Here is a 14,644-nt window from a genome sequence, read left to right as displayed (position 1 = left end):
AGCTGCAAATGCAAGATCCGAAAAAGTATGTCTACGGGTAAAACAATTAGTCAGAAATGGGAAAGGTAGCCACCATCAACAGCTAAAACCTGTCCAGTGATGTAAGATGCGGCTGGAGAAGCGAAGAACACAACAGCACCTGTAATTTCTTGTGGAGATCCCCAACGCGCGAGAGAAGTTCGATGTTCCAACCATTCCGTGACTGCTGGATCGGCAACTACATCAGCATTACTCTCTGTGGCAAAAAAGCCTGGAGCGACTGCATTGACTGTAATTCCAAAAGCCCCAAGTTCTGCCGCAAGTGTACGAGTTAGGGCTTCGAGTCCTCCTTTAGCTGTCGTATAAACTGCGTCACCTGCACCTGCAAGTTGTCCTGCAATTGACGTAATATTAATGATTCGACCTTCACCTCTGTGCATCATCAGTTTTGCCGCTTCTCGTGACAAATTGAATGGTGCAATTAAATCAGCATTGATTAACCGACGCACTGCATCCATTTCAAACTCGAACAATCCACGGCGATCGCGCATTCCCACATTATTAACTAGAATATCTAAACAGCCGTGCTTTTCTCGGATCTCAATAAACGCACTTTGAACCGCAACTTCGTCTGTCACATCAAACGGTAACGTAAAACCTAATCCGCCAATTGATTCAATGACTGCAACTGCTTGATTAAGCCGTTCCAAATTTCGCCCATTGACGATGACACGCGCACCAGCTTTGGCAAGTGATTTGGCAATTTCCAATCCCAAACCTTGTCCCGCTCCAGTTACTAAGGCAACTTTTCTAGCTAATGAAAACTCTGATAACGTCACAAAAATTACTTTTCAGGGTGCTATTGAGCCAATATCTGACCAAAAACTTGCTGCAAAGGCTTGATTCTTAGTTGTATCTCTCTTCTAAGAATCAAGCCTACTGAAATTAACTTTGATAAGGGCGCGGTAGTTGGCGTAGTTTATGAGCAGTATCTAATTCACTATTGTTTTTTCTGCCATATCCCCAACCCAAGATGCGACGATATTCACCCATGATGCCACTTTCAATCAAATCATCCTCATTGACTGCAACATTGGTGTGAGATTGGGGCGCAACATAAAGTGCATCCGCAGGACAATATGCCTCACACATGAAACAAGTTTGACAGTCTTCTTGTCGGGCGATCGCAGGTGGTTGGTTCGGTACTGAGTCAAAAACATTAGTAGGACATACTTGGACGCACAGATTGCAATTGATACAGAGTTTATGGCTGACAAGCTCGATCATGATTCTGCTCCTACTACAACTTTGATACAGAGGGTGTGGTTTGAGAGGTTTGTACTGGTGGTGTAGCGATAGCATCCTTAATCCAATCGCGCCTCACCCAAAGTTTATCTAAACCGCCAGTTGCTTGGTAATAACCCTGATTTGGATCGGTTTCGGGATAGTCCATACGAATATGTTCGCTGCGTGTTTCCGTGCGATGTAAAGCACTAAAGTATGCCCATCGCGCTACAGCCGTCAGAGCAGCCGCCCGACGAGAAAATTCCACATCGCGCACTGTATCTTGTTTTGGGTTCCCTTGTACTTGCTGCCACAGGGTTTCTAATTTGGCGAGGGAATCCAGAAGTCCCTGCTCAGAACGCAAGTAGTTCTTCTCCAACGGGAACATCTGGTCTTGTACGCCACGCACGATCGCCTCACTATCAAATGTTTCAGAAGATGGTGAAGGCGATGGACTACGCCTTGCCATCGGCGATCGCAATCCCACTTGACCAGTAGGACGCGCAACCCGTTCATTTGCTTGAGCGCCCAAACTTTTCGCAAAGGTAGCTGCCCCAACTCCAGCCCATTGCCCTGTGGAGATTGCCCAAGCGGCATTGGGGCCACCACCTCCAGAAGCTAACCCGGCTAGAAACTCCCGCGATGCTGCATCACCGGCGGCGTAGAGGCCAGGAACCTTTGTACCACAACTATCATCGGTCAAACGGATTCCACCTGTACCACGGACTGTACCTTCTAAAATTAGTGTTACAGGCACTCGTTCTGTATAGGGATCAATGTCAGCTTTTTTATACGGTAGAAAAGCGATGAAATGAGACTTTTCAATTACTGCTTTGACTTCAGGTGTGGCTTTATCTAAACGAGCATAAACGGAGCCTTTCAAGAGGGCATTGGGAAGGAACGATGGATCGCGACGACCATCAACATAGCCACCAAGATCGTTACCTGCTTCATCGCTGTAACTAGCCCAGCCAAAGGGAACACCCCGCGTCACTGTGGCATTAAAAGCAGTCGAAATTGCATAGTGATTGGAAGCTTCCATACTAGAGAGTTCGCCACCAGCTTCTACTGCCATCAGCAGCCCATCACCGGTATTAGTATTGCACCCTAATGCTTTACTCAAGAATGCACAACCGCCATTTGCTAAGACTACTGCACCAGCACGAACCGTATAGCTACGATGATGTTGCCTCTGCACACCTCTTGCCCCAGCTACTGAGCCATCGTCAGCCAATAAAAGTTCTAGAGCCGGACTTTGGTCGAAAATTTGTACGCCAACACGCAAAAGGTTTTTGCGAAGTACCCGCATATATTCAGGCCCATAATAGCTCTGACGCACAGATTCACCATCTTCTTTGGGGAAACGATAGCCCCAACTTTCCACTAAAGGCAAACTCAGCCAAGTTTTTTCGATAACACGCTCGATCCAACGTGAGTTAGCGAGGTTTTTTCCTATGCGATAACGCTCCGATAAAACTTTGTCCCAATTCTCTGGAGAAGGAGCCATGATGCCGTTACCACTAGCAGCAGCTGCACCGCTCGTACCCAAAAAACCTTTATCAACAATGATGACTTTGACTCCTTGGGATGCGGCTGCCCATGCTGCCCATGCTGCGGCAGGACCACCACCAATTACCAGCACATCAGCAGATAGGTGTAGTTCATTTTCGGTTAGCAATTCCTTTCCTCCTTATTTGGCAGTCAACATATTTCTTTGCCACTGTGAGCGGCTTCTACAGGCAAAAATCCACCCACCTGCATTTTTCACAACCTTTAAGCACCACTTTTTGCTAGTAATTTGTCATCGGTGCAGTCTTCGACAATGAGCTTCTATACTGGCGTGTTTTGCTCATCGGCTTTTTTGTCTATAAACTTGCGTTAGCGATCGCTATACCGGAGGTATCGCTGATTTGTCTGACTAAACTATGTAGTAGATAGAGTTTGCACAATATATACAAAGAGTGTGTACGGCAAATTATATTTAGCATGATACTCTAATTATTAGTTTTTCAAACATTAAGTGTTGCAAGTTAATTTCCGATCCGATTAGAACTGGTGTACTTGAAACCGAATGACAGAGTGAAAATAAATTCTTTCCTCCTGCCCCCTGCCTCTTTTCAGTCAACAACTAAGCAACTTTTTGCAAGTGCTGCACGCGAGGCATAACTTCTTGGGCAAAACGTGTCATCTCCCGCATAAAGGGATTAAATTGCAGCATGAAAGTGTCGATACCTGCATCAACGAAAGCTGCAACGCGAGTTGCCACTGTATCATAGCTGCCAACCAATCCTGCGGCTGTGCCACCATTGCCGCCAACAGCCGGATTTTTGGCGAAGAGTTTGAACATGGCGGCTTCTGGGTCAACTCCTTTAGCAACACTTAACTTATATTGTTCTTCCAATTTTTGCAGTGCCATGAGTCGTTCTAGTTCTGCTTGCGCTTCTTCGTCTGTAGTTCGAGCAATCACAAAGGCTGACAAACCAAAACGGACTGGTTGGGCTAGGAAACGTGGTCGGTTCAAAACTTGTTTAATTACTTGGCGGACATCTTCAATCGGCTGACCGTTGATGAAGTAAACATCAGCTTGTTGGGCTGCTAAAATTTGTGCTGGGTCTGATGCTCCTCCCAAGTAAATACGAGGATAGGGTTGAGCAACAGAAAAAGGTCGAAAACTCAAATCTTGGATTTTGAAATATTCACCCTTGAAGTTCACCCTCTCACCACTCCATAAAGCTCTAACAACCTGCAACCATTCACTAGAATAGCGATAACGTTCATCATGGGGAGGGAAAGGGATATTAGTACGCTCCATTTCTGGGCGAAACCAAGCACTAATTAAATTGATGGCAAAACGTCCGCGACTGATAGCATCAATACCCAAGGCCATTTTGGCTAGAACGGCTGGATGAAATAATAAAGGTTTAATCGCGGCGATAATTTCTATGCTTTCCGTAGCCTCAGCCAACGCCGCACAAGCTGTCCAAGTTTCCAACTGTTCTAAATCTAGACTACGGGGATTAGCAAGGTGCTGTGCGACTAAGGTTGTCACATATCCTAAACGTTCTGCTTCTAATACTAGCGATCGCGTGCGTTCATAACTAGCATCAATCGGTTCATCTGGTGTATTGAGAGGGCCAAAGTTACCCCCAACAGGAACCCAAATACCATAGCGTGGTTCTGACATTCTTGCCTCCAAATTAAATGGGGACTAGGGAAATATACCTTGTTTTTTATCCTCACTAGATGCAAATCTCATAGTATACTACTACAAATCTACCGATTTACAGTATAACTTTTAAGGTGCAAAAATAAAGTTTTAGTGCCGACTACAAAGGTTCTAGAAAGCTATGTCTGAACCACACTATGTCTCTAGGCTTTGCCTTCTAGGAAAAATTTTCCCGGCCACATCTTCTGCAAATATGCTCTCACTGTTTATTAGGCGAATATTGGTCAGCGGAAGATTCACGTTAACGTCCTAACATTTTATTCCGCAGGTGTTTAATGCGATCTCGGATGGAAAAGCTAACGTTTAGGCTGCTGGCACTACAATCAACGTAAATGGCATCTTATCCATTATCACTTCTTAGCAGCAAGTTGAGCGCTTTGTCACCTAAACGTTGACCTAATAACCTTTCTGTGCGGGTAATTGCTGATTCGTGACCGTAAGATTTAGGTTAATGTCCTAGCATTTTATCCCGCAGATGCTTAATGCGATCGCCTCAACAAGTCATTAACGGCTCAAATCATCAATGGTAGGTAACCTCGAACTCAACACCAGCTATTTGCAATTGTCTTCTGCAAGGGAGTTGTTGTGTAGTGATCGCACTGGATTGATAGAAATTGTAAGTAGGAAAGGAAGTTGGGTTTCTTTGGGTCTACCAAGCTACGAGAGGGAGCATACTGTAATCCCTTAATTTTATAAGATTAAACCCAAGAGCAGGAACAATTCTATCAAGCAAGAATTCGAAGTAAAACAAAAAAAGCAACTGATGTAATAATTGAAGTAATAGTAGTTAACAAAAACATTCCCCAGCTCACTTTACCCATGAGCGCCCCAACGCCCAAAATCAAAACTAACGTTAACCCAACCACAATTAAAGCACCCAAAAATTGGGAGCCAGTTATTGCAGTAGCTATCATTGCGGGAATTGTGACAAATACAAGAAAAATTGCTATCAACGCAGTAATATAGATAACTCGACTAATTAATAAATTTTTAGTATCCGAATTTCGAATTGATATCTGTTCAATTTTAATTATTTGAGGATTTGATCTAATATCTTCAACAAGATCCACAACTATGCCCAATTTATTTAGCAGATAAAATAAATCTTGTTGTTCAGCGTTCGATAAGTTTGATAGCAATAGTCTTTGAGATAATATTTTACTCATTATCTCTTGAAATCTAAGCTTTTCCGAAGGCTTCAGCAATCCATTAGTATTATTATCATTAGTCATTATTTAATATCCGATATGTAATAACTAAAAGAAACTGCAAGGATTGAGCAAGCTATAGAACCAATAGTGTAAATTTTTAGATTTAACTCAGTTTCCAGATCGCGTTTCATTAATTTAACATAACTAGCTAGGCTAAACAAAACACTAGAAAGTAAAATAATAAATACAAGTAAGCTAATACTAATCCTTTCTAAGGCGTTGAGATGTTGTTTTTTAAGAACTGGTAATACAATAGCCGAAGCAGATAAAGTGGCAGAAAATATGTATAATTCACCATCTTGAATAACTTCATACCATTTCAGTATTTTAACCCTAGATGAAATGATAATAGCCAATTTCAGAAATATTGGCGCAAGGGCTAGCAGTACATTAATAAAAAGCCATGAAATAAGAGGTTCCATCTGATATCACAAACAAGTTGATCGATTATCGTCAATTTCATACACAAAGATTTTTTTCTCTTCATCTACAAAAACAGATATCCAACTAGGTATAGGAAATTGAAATGATACGATTTTGCTCCCGCTACGAAGTTGAGACTCTAGCTTTGGTCGCAGACGCTGAATAGATTCTGGTAAAAGATAAAACATGACTACATCAGCATTATGCAAATCAAAATTATACAAATCACCCTTAATTACTGTAGCTTTACCTTTTAATCCGAGAAGTAATATCAAGAACTTAGCAAGTATGTACCGAATCGAGTCAATCTCAACACCTATAGATTTGGAACCGTATAACAGAGATGCCAAAATAATAACACGACCATCGCCCGCGCCCAAATCGACAACTACTTCATCTGACTTTAATTCTAGCCATTTAAGTACTCCATTAATTTTTCTAATGTCAGAAGGAATATATGGGGCACCCCAAGCCGTAGGTAGAAATATCCAAAGAAAGATTGTTAGGGAAATAAGAATTACAACATATAGAATCATTTATCATTTAAGACGGCAGGTTGGCAGTCTAACTATTTATTCTACAGAAACTTTAAATATTTAATACAATCGCCTCCTAGATTTTTCGCAATAATTCCCGAATAGTAATTGCACAATCAGGAAAAGCTAAAGGTGAAATTGTTACATCCTCTGCAAGTATGCTCTCGCTATGATAGCCATCTAGACTGGGAAGACGATACATATACAATTTACGTCCATTGACATCTAAAATCCAGTACTCAATAATCCCTGACTTAGAGTATGCGTTCGCTTTAACTTCGCGATCGTATTTGAGACTGGAACCAGCTATTTCAATCAGTAAAAATACTTCGGCAGCATCGGGATGATGATCCTCATAATCTAATGGATTCAGTTTCACCACTGAAATATCTGGCTCTGGTTCCGAATAATCATCAAGTTGCACTGGTGACTGGATTCTTAATAAAACTTTGTCACCCAAACGTTGACGTAATAACCTTTCTGTGCGGGTAATTGCTGATTCGTGAGCAGTTCCTTTTGCTGACATTCTGATGATTTGTCCTGCGATTAATTCTAAGCGTTCTTCAGGATGAAAAATCCCCATTTCCGCCATTTTGTGATATTCTCGAACACTAATTAGGCGAATATTGGTCAGCATAAGATTCACGTTAACGTCCTAACATTTTATCTGGCAGATGTTTTCCGGTGATCGCGGAAGCTTGTCATTAACGGCTCAAATCACCGACGACAAGCAACCTCGAACTCAGCACCAGCGCCTTGTTGTGTTGTTGTTTGTCAGCCTACGACAAATTGTTTGCATCGCTAATGAGTTTGGCTATCTCTTGCTCAATGACCGCTTGAGTTACACCATGTTTCTCACTCCACGCACGAACAGTTTTTGTTATTTGTGCATCAAGTTCGGCAAACTGATCTACAACTTCTTGTAGCTCTTTCATCATCAGCTGGCGACTTTTTTCAGTCATAAAATGCCCAGCCCTATCCCAAAAATAACGATGGGCAAGCCAATTACGCTTATTAAGTGCATCTGCTAACTTTTGGTCAAAGTCAGCAGGAACAACAGCAGCCTTGCGGAGAGTAGTGATAAGTCCACCAAACGTCTTTTTAAACTCGCCTTGCAGCATCGCATCGTAATCCGTGCGAGTCATTTTCTGGATACCGGGGCCATGCACTGTGGTTAGCAAAATACCAATTTCCCGTTCAACACATTGAGCTTGATAAACAGCAAGACCAAAAAGTGCGTAAACGTCTCGAATTTGTTCGTTTTCGTTTGAGTGTTCCATTCGCTTCTTTATATTAGCTTCCTGCCAAGTCCGCGCACAACAACACAACTATGTTAGGCTGCTGGCACTACAATCTCTGAAGCAACTCGTCATACTCTGTATGTGCGCCAATCCAGAACCAGTAAATGCGATCGTCCTGCAACAAGCCAAGAACGCGGTAGTCTAAACTAACACGAGCCGAATAGATTGGTTGGCGCTGGCTAACTCGTTTGAACTGAAGACTATTGTGGTAAGGATCTGAACGCCAAAGAGCATAGGCTTTGGCAGCTTGTTCTTGAACTGATGCAGGAAGCTCATCAAGTTTCTTGCGAAATACCTTCGTAACACTTGACTTCATTGCTCAGAGGGAAAAACGTCAGCTAGAGGAGTGATGTCGCCAGCAGCAATTTCTTGCCGTACCATATCAGCTAGACGATCCCACTGAGCATCTTTAGTAGATTCAAACTGAGCTTTCCATCTTTGCTCATCCTCTATCTCGGCAAGAAGACGAGTAGCGATCGCATCTTGTTCAGCAACAGGTAGAGTTTTTAGTTGGGCGATCGCACGCTCAAGTAACTCAGTCATAGCTACCACACTCTTAAAACGTAAATGGCATCTTATCCATTATCGCTTCTTGGCAGCAAGTTAAGCGCTTTGTCACCTAAACGTTGACCTAATAACCTTTCTGTGCGGGTAATTGCTGATTCGTGAACGTAATATTTAGGTTAACGTCCTAGCATTTTATCTCGCAGATGTTTAATGCGATCGCGCAATTTTGCCGCCTCTTCAAATTCTAGTTTCTTCGCCGCTTCTTTCATTTGCGTTTCTAATAGAGTAATCAATTGGGGAATCTGTTCTAATGGCAGTTCATCTAGATGTTCATCTACAACTTTTAAATCAGTTGCATTTAACCGCCGAGATACATCTAAAAAAGCCAAAATCGCATTACTTGATTTTTTCACAATCGGTTGTGGTGTAATCCCATGCAATCGATTATGTGCTGTTTGAATCCCGCGCCGCCTGTCTGTTTCATCAATAGCTTTAATCATGCTACCTGTCAGATTATCGGCATATAAAATCGCTTGTCCCTGAATGTGACGCGCGGCTCTACCAATAGTTTGAATTAAGGAACGCTCGGTTCTCAAGAAACCTTCTTTATCTGCATCCATAATTGCCACTAATGAAACTTCCGGTAAATCCAAACCTTCCCGCAGCAAATTCACACCAACCAATACATCAAAATTTCCCTCGCGCAAATTCTGCAAAATCTCGATGCGCTCAATAGAAGTAATCTCGGAATGTAAATATCGTACCCTGATACTGTGGTCTTGCAAATATTCGGTTAAATCTTCCGCCATCCGCTTAGTTAATGTGGTAATTAACACTCGTTCATGACGGTCGGCTCTATCTTTAATTTCGCCTAACAAATCATCAATTTGTCCTTCTGTGGGACGCACAGAAATTTCTGGATCGATCACCCCAGTTGGTCGAATTACTTGTTCAACTACATGGTCTTCAGAAACTTCTAATTCCCAATTTCCAGGAGTTGCTGAAACAAAAATACACTGATTTACCTTTTCCCAAAATTCTTCGGCTTTTAAAGGACGGTTATCAGCAGCACTAGGAAGCCGAAATCCATGTTCAATTAAAACTTTTTTTCTCGCTTGGTCGCCATTATACATACCGCGAATTTGAGGCACGGTAACGTGAGATTCATCAATAACTAACAGCCAATCTTTGGGAAAATAATCAATTAAACATTCTGGTGGTTCTCCAGCTTGTCTTCCTGCTAAATGACGGGAATAGTTCTCAACGCCGTTACAGTAACCTACTTCGCGCAGCATTTCTAAGTCATAGCGTGTCCGTTGATCTATGCGTTGCGCTTCTAATAGTTTCCCTGCCTGTTCTAAGTCTAGTTTTTGCTGTTTTAACTCGGCTGCAATGTCATCACAAGCGATTTCTAACCGTTCTTCTGGGGTGACAAAGTGACGTGCAGGGTAAACATTCACTGCTTCCAAACTTTTGAGAATTTCACCTGTTACCGGATCGATATAGCGAATCGCGTCAATTTCATCACCAAAGAATTCGACGCGAATAATTCGGTCTTCATAAGCTGGGCCAATTTCTAAAACATCACCCCGGACGCGAAATTTTCCCCGACCCATTTCGATGTCGTTGCGGCTGTATTGAACATTTGCCAAATCTCGTAAAATTTGACGCTGATTTACTTCCATACCTATCTGAAGGGGGATGGCAGCTTTCAGATATTCTGCTGGCATTCCTAAACCGTAGATGCAACTGATGGAAGCAACGACAATGACATCACGACGTTCAAAAAGCGATCGCGTCGCTGAATGCCGCAACATATCTATTTCATCATTAATCGCCGCCGTTTTTTCAATATAAGTATCGGTGACAGGAATATACGCTTCTGGCTGATAATAATCGTAGTAGCTGACAAAATACTCGACTGCGTTATTGGGGAAGAAATCCCGCAACTCGTTACAAAGTTGTGCAGCCAGGGTTTTGTTATGCGCCAGCACTAAAGTCGGCTTGCCAATTTTCTCAATAACTGCTGCTACCGAAAATGTTTTGCCAGTTCCAGTGGCTCCTAGTAAAGTTTGGTAACGATTGCCTGATTGGATACTAGCAGAAAGTTTAGCGATCGCTTGTGGTTGATCGCCTGTGGGACTAAAGGGAGCTTGAAGACAAAATTCTGTCATACAGTTTTGCTGTAAATACCCTATTTCATGGTGACAATTCCGCTCTGTATCTATTGTAGCTGGCTTATTAGAGCAAATAAATAGTAATAATTATTTACAAAAGTTATTGTTTTAAATTTACTTATGTATTAGTTTTAAAAATTCTTATATCTATATGAGGTTTTTTAAGGTTAAACTCTAAGGTATATGGGAAAAAATTTCATCTTTCCTTAATTATTGTAAAATTCAGTTAACAAACTAGAGGTGTTCGTTTATGACTAATAGCAACACTGGCAAAGCAACCAGTTCTCGGCAGAAGTATGCCAAGTCTACACAGGAAGTTGTAAATCAACAAGACCAGAGCTTGAATGCAGATAAAGCCGAGGAAGTTAATGAACTGCCAGTAGGAGCTTCTGGAACACTCGCCATTTCTGGAATTCGTCCCATAGGTGCTAGCGACATAGAAGTTGCTGAACACCTTTCAATTTCTGGGGTGCGTCCTGTTAGCACTAGTAATTTGGAAGTAGTTGAAACCTATAATGCAATGGGTATTCGTCCAATTGGTGCTAATAGATTCCAAATTGTTGAAAGTATGAATCTCTCTGGGATTCGTCCAATTGCCTCAAGTTCATTGGTAATTGATGAAAGCTATTCGACATTCGGTAATCGTCCGATAGCATCAAATGAGATTGACAATCCTGAAAATCTGATGGGTTTTCTAGATTAAACAAAAAACATCCCCATAACTTTATTAACCCATTTTCTATAGGAAACTGGGTTTTTTTTATTTAAAAAGTAAAAATTATCATCTGTGACATTTGTTCTATGTCTTTTAGCATAGGTAACTAAACTATTCTCAGTTTATTTTATATTCAACTAACAGCCAGAACGCTTATTGAAACTAACTTTCTTAATTATAAATTACCAATTACCAATTCCGAATTATTGAATCTGCCTTGTGGTAGAAGGCTTTAGTAAAAATTTTAAGTTACTGTGTAAAAGTAATAACAAAGAGTTTCAAAGTTAGTTTATAGCTTTGAAATTAATTTTTAATTGAATCAGGAGGATCAAAATGAGCATAGAAGATCGTGCAAAGGCTGCTGCTAAAAATGTTGAAGGTAAAGCCCAAGAAGCATTAGGAAACGTCACTGGAGATCCAGAAGATAAAGCTAAAGGTAAAGCAAAGCAAGCCGAAAGCGAAGTACGTCACGGAATTGAAGACGTAAAAGATAATGTAAAGAAAAACATTGATTAGTAATTCATGATTTTTTTTGCAGAAACTCTAGGGATATAAATGGGATTGATTCCATTTTTGCAAGAAAAAATTACGAAATGCTAAACATTCAGTGCTACGCACCTTTATTCTATTCTTAGCAAGCGTTGAAAGATAAAGGACTAGCTTGATTGACAGAAATTTTATAGAGACGTAATTAATTACGTCTCTATATTTATGTTTAATTTATTCTTATAATTATTAGAAAGCAATAATGGCAATGTCTACGACGAGCGTAGCTAAGAGGATGTTTGAAAAGTATTTTTCATAACATCAAAGCCTCGGAAACCTAACCCCCCTAGCCCCCTTCCCTACAAGGGAATGGGGGTTTCAAAGCTTGAATTCCCGACTGATAGCGCAGCTCCTTCGAGTCCGCAAACGTCTTGATTCTGACTCCTGTTAGCGGATAGCTAAGGTTTAGCCCATTCTGGCTTCTGAATTCTTCTTCAATTTAAATCTCAAAAATTGTAGTAATATACCACAGGCATTAACTATCTTCAGCTACATCTGATTGTTAGCGCTTTTAAATTCACAATCGATGAGAATATACGGTGAACCTAACTCTTTATTTCCTCCGTCACGGACAGACACAATGCAGCCGCAATAATTCCTTTTGCGGTTCTATAAATTCAGAACTTACTCCAGAAGGCTTGGAGATGGCAAAAGCTTTTGCAGACAGATATAGTTCTATGGATTGGACAGCAATATTTTGTAGTCCAATGCAGCGAACTGTGGAGACAGCAAAACCTTTGTATGAGGCAATAGGGATAGAACCACAACTTAGAGATGGTTTGAAAGAAATCAACTATGGCTTGTGGGAAGGAAAAACGCCAGAAGTAATTAGCCGTGAATATCACGATGATTATATTCGCTGGTCAGCAGATCCGGCTTGGAATGCTCCAACTGGCGGAGAAATGGCTGTGACAATTGCTTCTCGCGCCTTGCAGGTAATTGAAGAAATTAAACAAAATTACACTAGTGGAAATGTTTTAGTGGTTTCACACAAGGCAACCATTAGAATTCTTCTGTGTAGTTTACTAGGGGTTGATGTGGGACGCTTCCGTTTTCGTTTGGGATGCCCTGTGGCTTCGGTCAGTATTGTAGAATTTAGTTCGCATGGGCCGTTATTAAAGGTTTTGGCAGACCATAGTCATTTGGATGAGCGGTTGCGAAATTTACCAGGAACGTGAGAGAAGTTAAAAGTTAGGAGTTAGGAGTTAGGAGTTAAGAGTTATTATTTTTTCCTTGCTCGTTATTTGTTATCTGGCTCAGTGTATTTGCACAAAACGTTGATTCCGATTTTGAAAATATATAACACGACAATTGTAGCGATCGCACCATCAATCGGAATCCCATGTACTGCTGCAACGGCAACCAGTGAGCCAATGATACTATTGAGCAGAGAAGAACTACCAGGGTTATTGGTGTATTCTTTGATTTTGCCCCGTAAACCATCATCACCACAGATTTCCGCGCGGATTTCGTCGAGGGTGAGTTGTAAGAGAGATTTTTTGCCCTGACTATAATCTGTTTTGCCGACTTTCTCTTGCCAGAGTGCATCAAAACTGGTTTCTAGATTGCCGTTGTGTTGTTGCAGGGTAGTAAGCGCTTGTTGCGCTGGGGTGTCGTCTTGCAGAAGTTGCTGAAACTCTTGGATTTCGACAGGGGTTAATTGGGCATTCATATATATTTGACTTAAATATTTATTGAGTATTTGTTAATTCCTGAATCAATTCTTCAGGTGTAATAATTCTAGGAGTAGCAACTGGAAAATCTCTAGGATTGCGAGTAATAATAGCATCTAAATGATTAACTACTGCACTACTGTATTGAATAGCGTCTTCAAAATCTCTAAAGTTAAGGTTGAGTGCCATGTTGATTGTGGTACTGTCTACGGTGGCGACTTGGCAGAAGGTAACTATTTCCCTCAAAAATTCAAGGGCTAAATTTCGATCTTTATCTTTACGGATGATGTAATAAATGTCACTAAAGGAAGATGCACAGATGTAGCCTTCTATCTGCCCCGCTTCAACAAATGATACAACTGTCTCGCTATTGCCAAAAAAAGGTTGTCGTTCAAGAGCAACATCCAAAATAACATTGCTGTCTAAGAGGACTTTCACAAATTATGTTTCTCCTTTAAAGCTTCCCATCTGGCTTGATCTGGGTCAAAATCAGAAGGCGTGGGTTGTGTTTTTTCAAACCAGCTTTGCAATGCTTTGATTTTTGTTTGTCTCTTCGGCTTTTCTGGCTGTGATTCAGTAAAATTTTCCAAGGATGGAACTGGCTGCAAAATAATCACTTCCACTTTTCCAGGAGCAATATTTAGAGGTTCGTCAATAATTAAATGCCCGGATTCATCAATTGTGGCGTTGAGTTTGTAGGCTTGCATACTTTGATCGCAGTTATAAGTGAATGTCTTGTCGTCACCAACATTACAACATTAAGGCTTAACCTTATAACCTTAAGGCTTAATGCTATAACCTTAAGGCTTAACCTTATAACCTTAAGGCTTAACGCTATAACCTTAAGGCTTAACGTTACAACATTAATCACCAGCATTATAAGATTAAGGCTTAAGGTTACGACATTAAGGCTTAAGGTTACAACTTTTTGACAAAAGCTTATGCGATCGCTCTTTAGAGGATGTCTGAGAAGTATTAAAGATTTCGCTTGATCCCCCCTAGCCCCCCTTAAAAAGGCTTGTCATTACCAACATCTTTTAAACTGACTGGGTGATAAAATCAGCAG

General features: G+C 41.1%; 18 protein-coding genes. 3 read left to right on the top strand and 15 right to left on the bottom strand.

Annotated features, from left to right (window positions below; genetic code table 11):
- Window positions 1-50: 50 nt before the first annotated feature.
- From RM368_RS26505 to uvrB, 12 genes are all read right to left on the bottom strand, one after another.
- Window positions 51-818 (bottom strand): SDR family oxidoreductase, encoded by a 768-nt coding sequence (locus RM368_RS26505; protein ID WP_322696806.1) that lies wholly within the window; start codon window positions 816-818, stop codon window positions 51-53.
- A gap of 106 nt (window positions 819-924) precedes the next feature.
- Window positions 925-1,266 carry a 4Fe-4S binding protein gene (locus RM368_RS26500; RefSeq protein ID WP_322683781.1) on the bottom strand — a complete coding sequence of 114 codons (342 nt, stop codon included), beginning with the start codon at window positions 1,264-1,266 and terminating at the stop codon, window positions 925-927.
- A 13-nt stretch (window positions 1,267-1,279) separates the two neighbouring features.
- Window positions 1,280-2,941 (bottom strand): FAD-binding protein, encoded by a 1,662-nt coding sequence (locus RM368_RS26495; RefSeq protein ID WP_322696805.1) that lies wholly within the window; start codon window positions 2,939-2,941, stop codon window positions 1,280-1,282.
- Window positions 2,942-3,391: 450 nt separating this feature from the next.
- The gene (locus RM368_RS26490) at window positions 3,392-4,447 is read right to left on the bottom strand and encodes an LLM class flavin-dependent oxidoreductase (protein WP_322696804.1); all 1,056 of its coding nucleotides are present in this window, start codon (window positions 4,445-4,447) and stop codon (window positions 3,392-3,394) included.
- Window positions 4,448-5,214: 767 nt separating this feature from the next.
- The gene (locus RM368_RS26485; protein WP_322696803.1) at window positions 5,215-5,721 is read right to left on the bottom strand and encodes a hypothetical protein; all 507 of its coding nucleotides are present in this window, start codon (window positions 5,719-5,721) and stop codon (window positions 5,215-5,217) included.
- Window positions 5,721-6,122, bottom strand: coding sequence for a hypothetical protein (locus RM368_RS26480; RefSeq protein ID WP_322696802.1), 402 nt, complete (start codon window positions 6,120-6,122; stop codon window positions 5,721-5,723). Before RM368_RS26480 ends, RM368_RS26485 begins: the two co-directional genes overlap by 1 nt.
- A gap of 6 nt (window positions 6,123-6,128) precedes the next feature.
- Window positions 6,129-6,659 (bottom strand): class I SAM-dependent methyltransferase, encoded by a 531-nt coding sequence (locus RM368_RS26475; protein WP_322696801.1) that lies wholly within the window; start codon window positions 6,657-6,659, stop codon window positions 6,129-6,131.
- Between the two features lie 76 nt (window positions 6,660-6,735).
- Entirely contained in the window at window positions 6,736-7,296 is a 561-nt protein-coding gene (locus RM368_RS26470) for a Uma2 family endonuclease (RefSeq protein ID WP_322696800.1), read from the bottom strand.
- A 142-nt stretch (window positions 7,297-7,438) separates the two neighbouring features.
- Window positions 7,439-7,939, bottom strand: a complete 501-nt coding sequence (locus RM368_RS26465; protein WP_322696799.1) for a hypothetical protein — start codon at window positions 7,937-7,939, stop codon at window positions 7,439-7,441.
- Window positions 7,940-8,006: 67 nt separating this feature from the next.
- Complete coding sequence (locus RM368_RS26460; protein WP_322696798.1) at window positions 8,007-8,276, bottom strand: hypothetical protein; 270 nt, start codon at window positions 8,274-8,276, stop codon at window positions 8,007-8,009.
- A complete protein-coding gene (locus tag RM368_RS26455) occupies window positions 8,273-8,503 on the bottom strand; it encodes a hypothetical protein (protein ID WP_322696797.1) in 231 nt (76 codons plus the stop codon). The genes RM368_RS26460 and RM368_RS26455 overlap by 4 nt, the downstream gene beginning before the upstream one ends.
- A 140-nt stretch (window positions 8,504-8,643) precedes the next feature.
- Entirely contained in the window at window positions 8,644-10,641 is a 1,998-nt protein-coding gene (gene uvrB, locus RM368_RS26450; RefSeq protein ID WP_322696796.1) for an excinuclease ABC subunit UvrB, read from the bottom strand.
- Between the two features lie 253 nt (window positions 10,642-10,894).
- Here uvrB and RM368_RS26445 point away from each other — a divergent pair, with 253 nt between their 5' ends.
- The 3 genes from RM368_RS26445 to RM368_RS26435 all read left to right on the top strand — a co-directional run bounded on the left by RM368_RS26445 (window position 10,895) and on the right by RM368_RS26435 (window position 13,083).
- Window positions 10,895-11,347, top strand: a complete 453-nt coding sequence (locus RM368_RS26445) for a hypothetical protein (protein ID WP_322696795.1) — start codon at window positions 10,895-10,897, stop codon at window positions 11,345-11,347.
- 345 nt (window positions 11,348-11,692) lie between these two features.
- Entirely contained in the window at window positions 11,693-11,875 is a 183-nt protein-coding gene (locus RM368_RS26440; protein WP_099103871.1) for a CsbD family protein, read from the top strand.
- 569 nt (window positions 11,876-12,444) lie between these two features.
- Window positions 12,445-13,083, top strand: coding sequence for a histidine phosphatase family protein (locus RM368_RS26435; protein WP_322696794.1), 639 nt, complete (start codon window positions 12,445-12,447; stop codon window positions 13,081-13,083).
- 62 nt (window positions 13,084-13,145) lie between these two features.
- On the opposite strand, the gene RM368_RS26430 is transcribed toward RM368_RS26435, so the two are convergent.
- Genes RM368_RS26430 through RM368_RS26420 form a run of 3 tightly spaced genes read right to left on the bottom strand, consistent with a single transcriptional unit; the run spans window position 13,146 to window position 14,285 of the window.
- Entirely contained in the window at window positions 13,146-13,577 is a 432-nt protein-coding gene (locus tag RM368_RS26430; protein WP_322696793.1) for a hypothetical protein, read from the bottom strand.
- Window positions 13,578-13,596: 19 nt separating this feature from the next.
- Window positions 13,597-14,016: a PIN domain-containing protein gene (locus tag RM368_RS26425; protein WP_322696792.1), complete on the bottom strand. Its 420-nt coding sequence runs from the start codon at window positions 14,014-14,016 to the stop codon at window positions 13,597-13,599.
- Window positions 14,013-14,285: a hypothetical protein gene (locus RM368_RS26420; protein ID WP_322696791.1), complete on the bottom strand. Its 273-nt coding sequence runs from the start codon at window positions 14,283-14,285 to the stop codon at window positions 14,013-14,015. Before RM368_RS26420 ends, RM368_RS26425 begins: the two co-directional genes overlap by 4 nt.
- Between the last annotated feature and the right edge of the window lie 359 nt (window positions 14,286-14,644).

It is taken from the genome of Nostoc sp. DedSLP03, from assembly GCF_034530815.1.
Taxonomy (GTDB): Bacteria; Cyanobacteriota; Cyanobacteriia; order Cyanobacteriales; family Nostocaceae; genus Nostoc.
The sequence above is the reverse complement of the archived record's forward strand: the minus strand, read 5'-3'. Positions and strand labels throughout refer to the sequence as shown.

Coding starts and splice junctions, on each gene's coding strand:
- RM368_RS26455 (WP_322696797.1), bottom strand. CDS start 8,503: ATGACTGAGTTACTTGAGCGTGCGATCGCCCAACTAAAAACTCTACCT.
- RM368_RS26490 (WP_322696804.1), bottom strand. CDS start 4,447: ATGTCAGAACCACGCTATGGTATTTGGGTTCCTGTTGGGGGTAACTTT.
- RM368_RS26465 (WP_322696799.1), bottom strand. CDS start 7,939: ATGGAACACTCAAACGAAAACGAACAAATTCGAGACGTTTACGCACTT.
- RM368_RS26445 (WP_322696795.1), top strand. CDS start 10,895: ATGACTAATAGCAACACTGGCAAAGCAACCAGTTCTCGGCAGAAGTAT.
- RM368_RS26475 (WP_322696801.1), bottom strand. CDS start 6,659: ATGATTCTATATGTTGTAATTCTTATTTCCCTAACAATCTTTCTTTGG.
- uvrB (WP_322696796.1), bottom strand. CDS start 10,641: ATGACAGAATTTTGTCTTCAAGCTCCCTTTAGTCCCACAGGCGATCAA.
- RM368_RS26500 (WP_322683781.1), bottom strand. CDS start 1,266: ATGATCGAGCTTGTCAGCCATAAACTCTGTATCAATTGCAATCTGTGC.
- RM368_RS26460 (WP_322696798.1), bottom strand. CDS start 8,276: ATGAAGTCAAGTGTTACGAAGGTATTTCGCAAGAAACTTGATGAGCTT.
- RM368_RS26470 (WP_322696800.1), bottom strand. CDS start 7,296: ATGCTGACCAATATTCGCCTAATTAGTGTTCGAGAATATCACAAAATG.
- RM368_RS26485 (WP_322696803.1), bottom strand. CDS start 5,721: ATGACTAATGATAATAATACTAATGGATTGCTGAAGCCTTCGGAAAAG.
- RM368_RS26430 (WP_322696793.1), bottom strand. CDS start 13,577: ATGAATGCCCAATTAACCCCTGTCGAAATCCAAGAGTTTCAGCAACTT.
- RM368_RS26480 (WP_322696802.1), bottom strand. CDS start 6,122: ATGGAACCTCTTATTTCATGGCTTTTTATTAATGTACTGCTAGCCCTT.
- RM368_RS26420 (WP_322696791.1), bottom strand. CDS start 14,285: ATGCAAGCCTACAAACTCAACGCCACAATTGATGAATCCGGGCATTTA.
- RM368_RS26440 (WP_099103871.1), top strand. CDS start 11,693: ATGAGCATAGAAGATCGTGCAAAGGCTGCTGCTAAAAATGTTGAAGGT.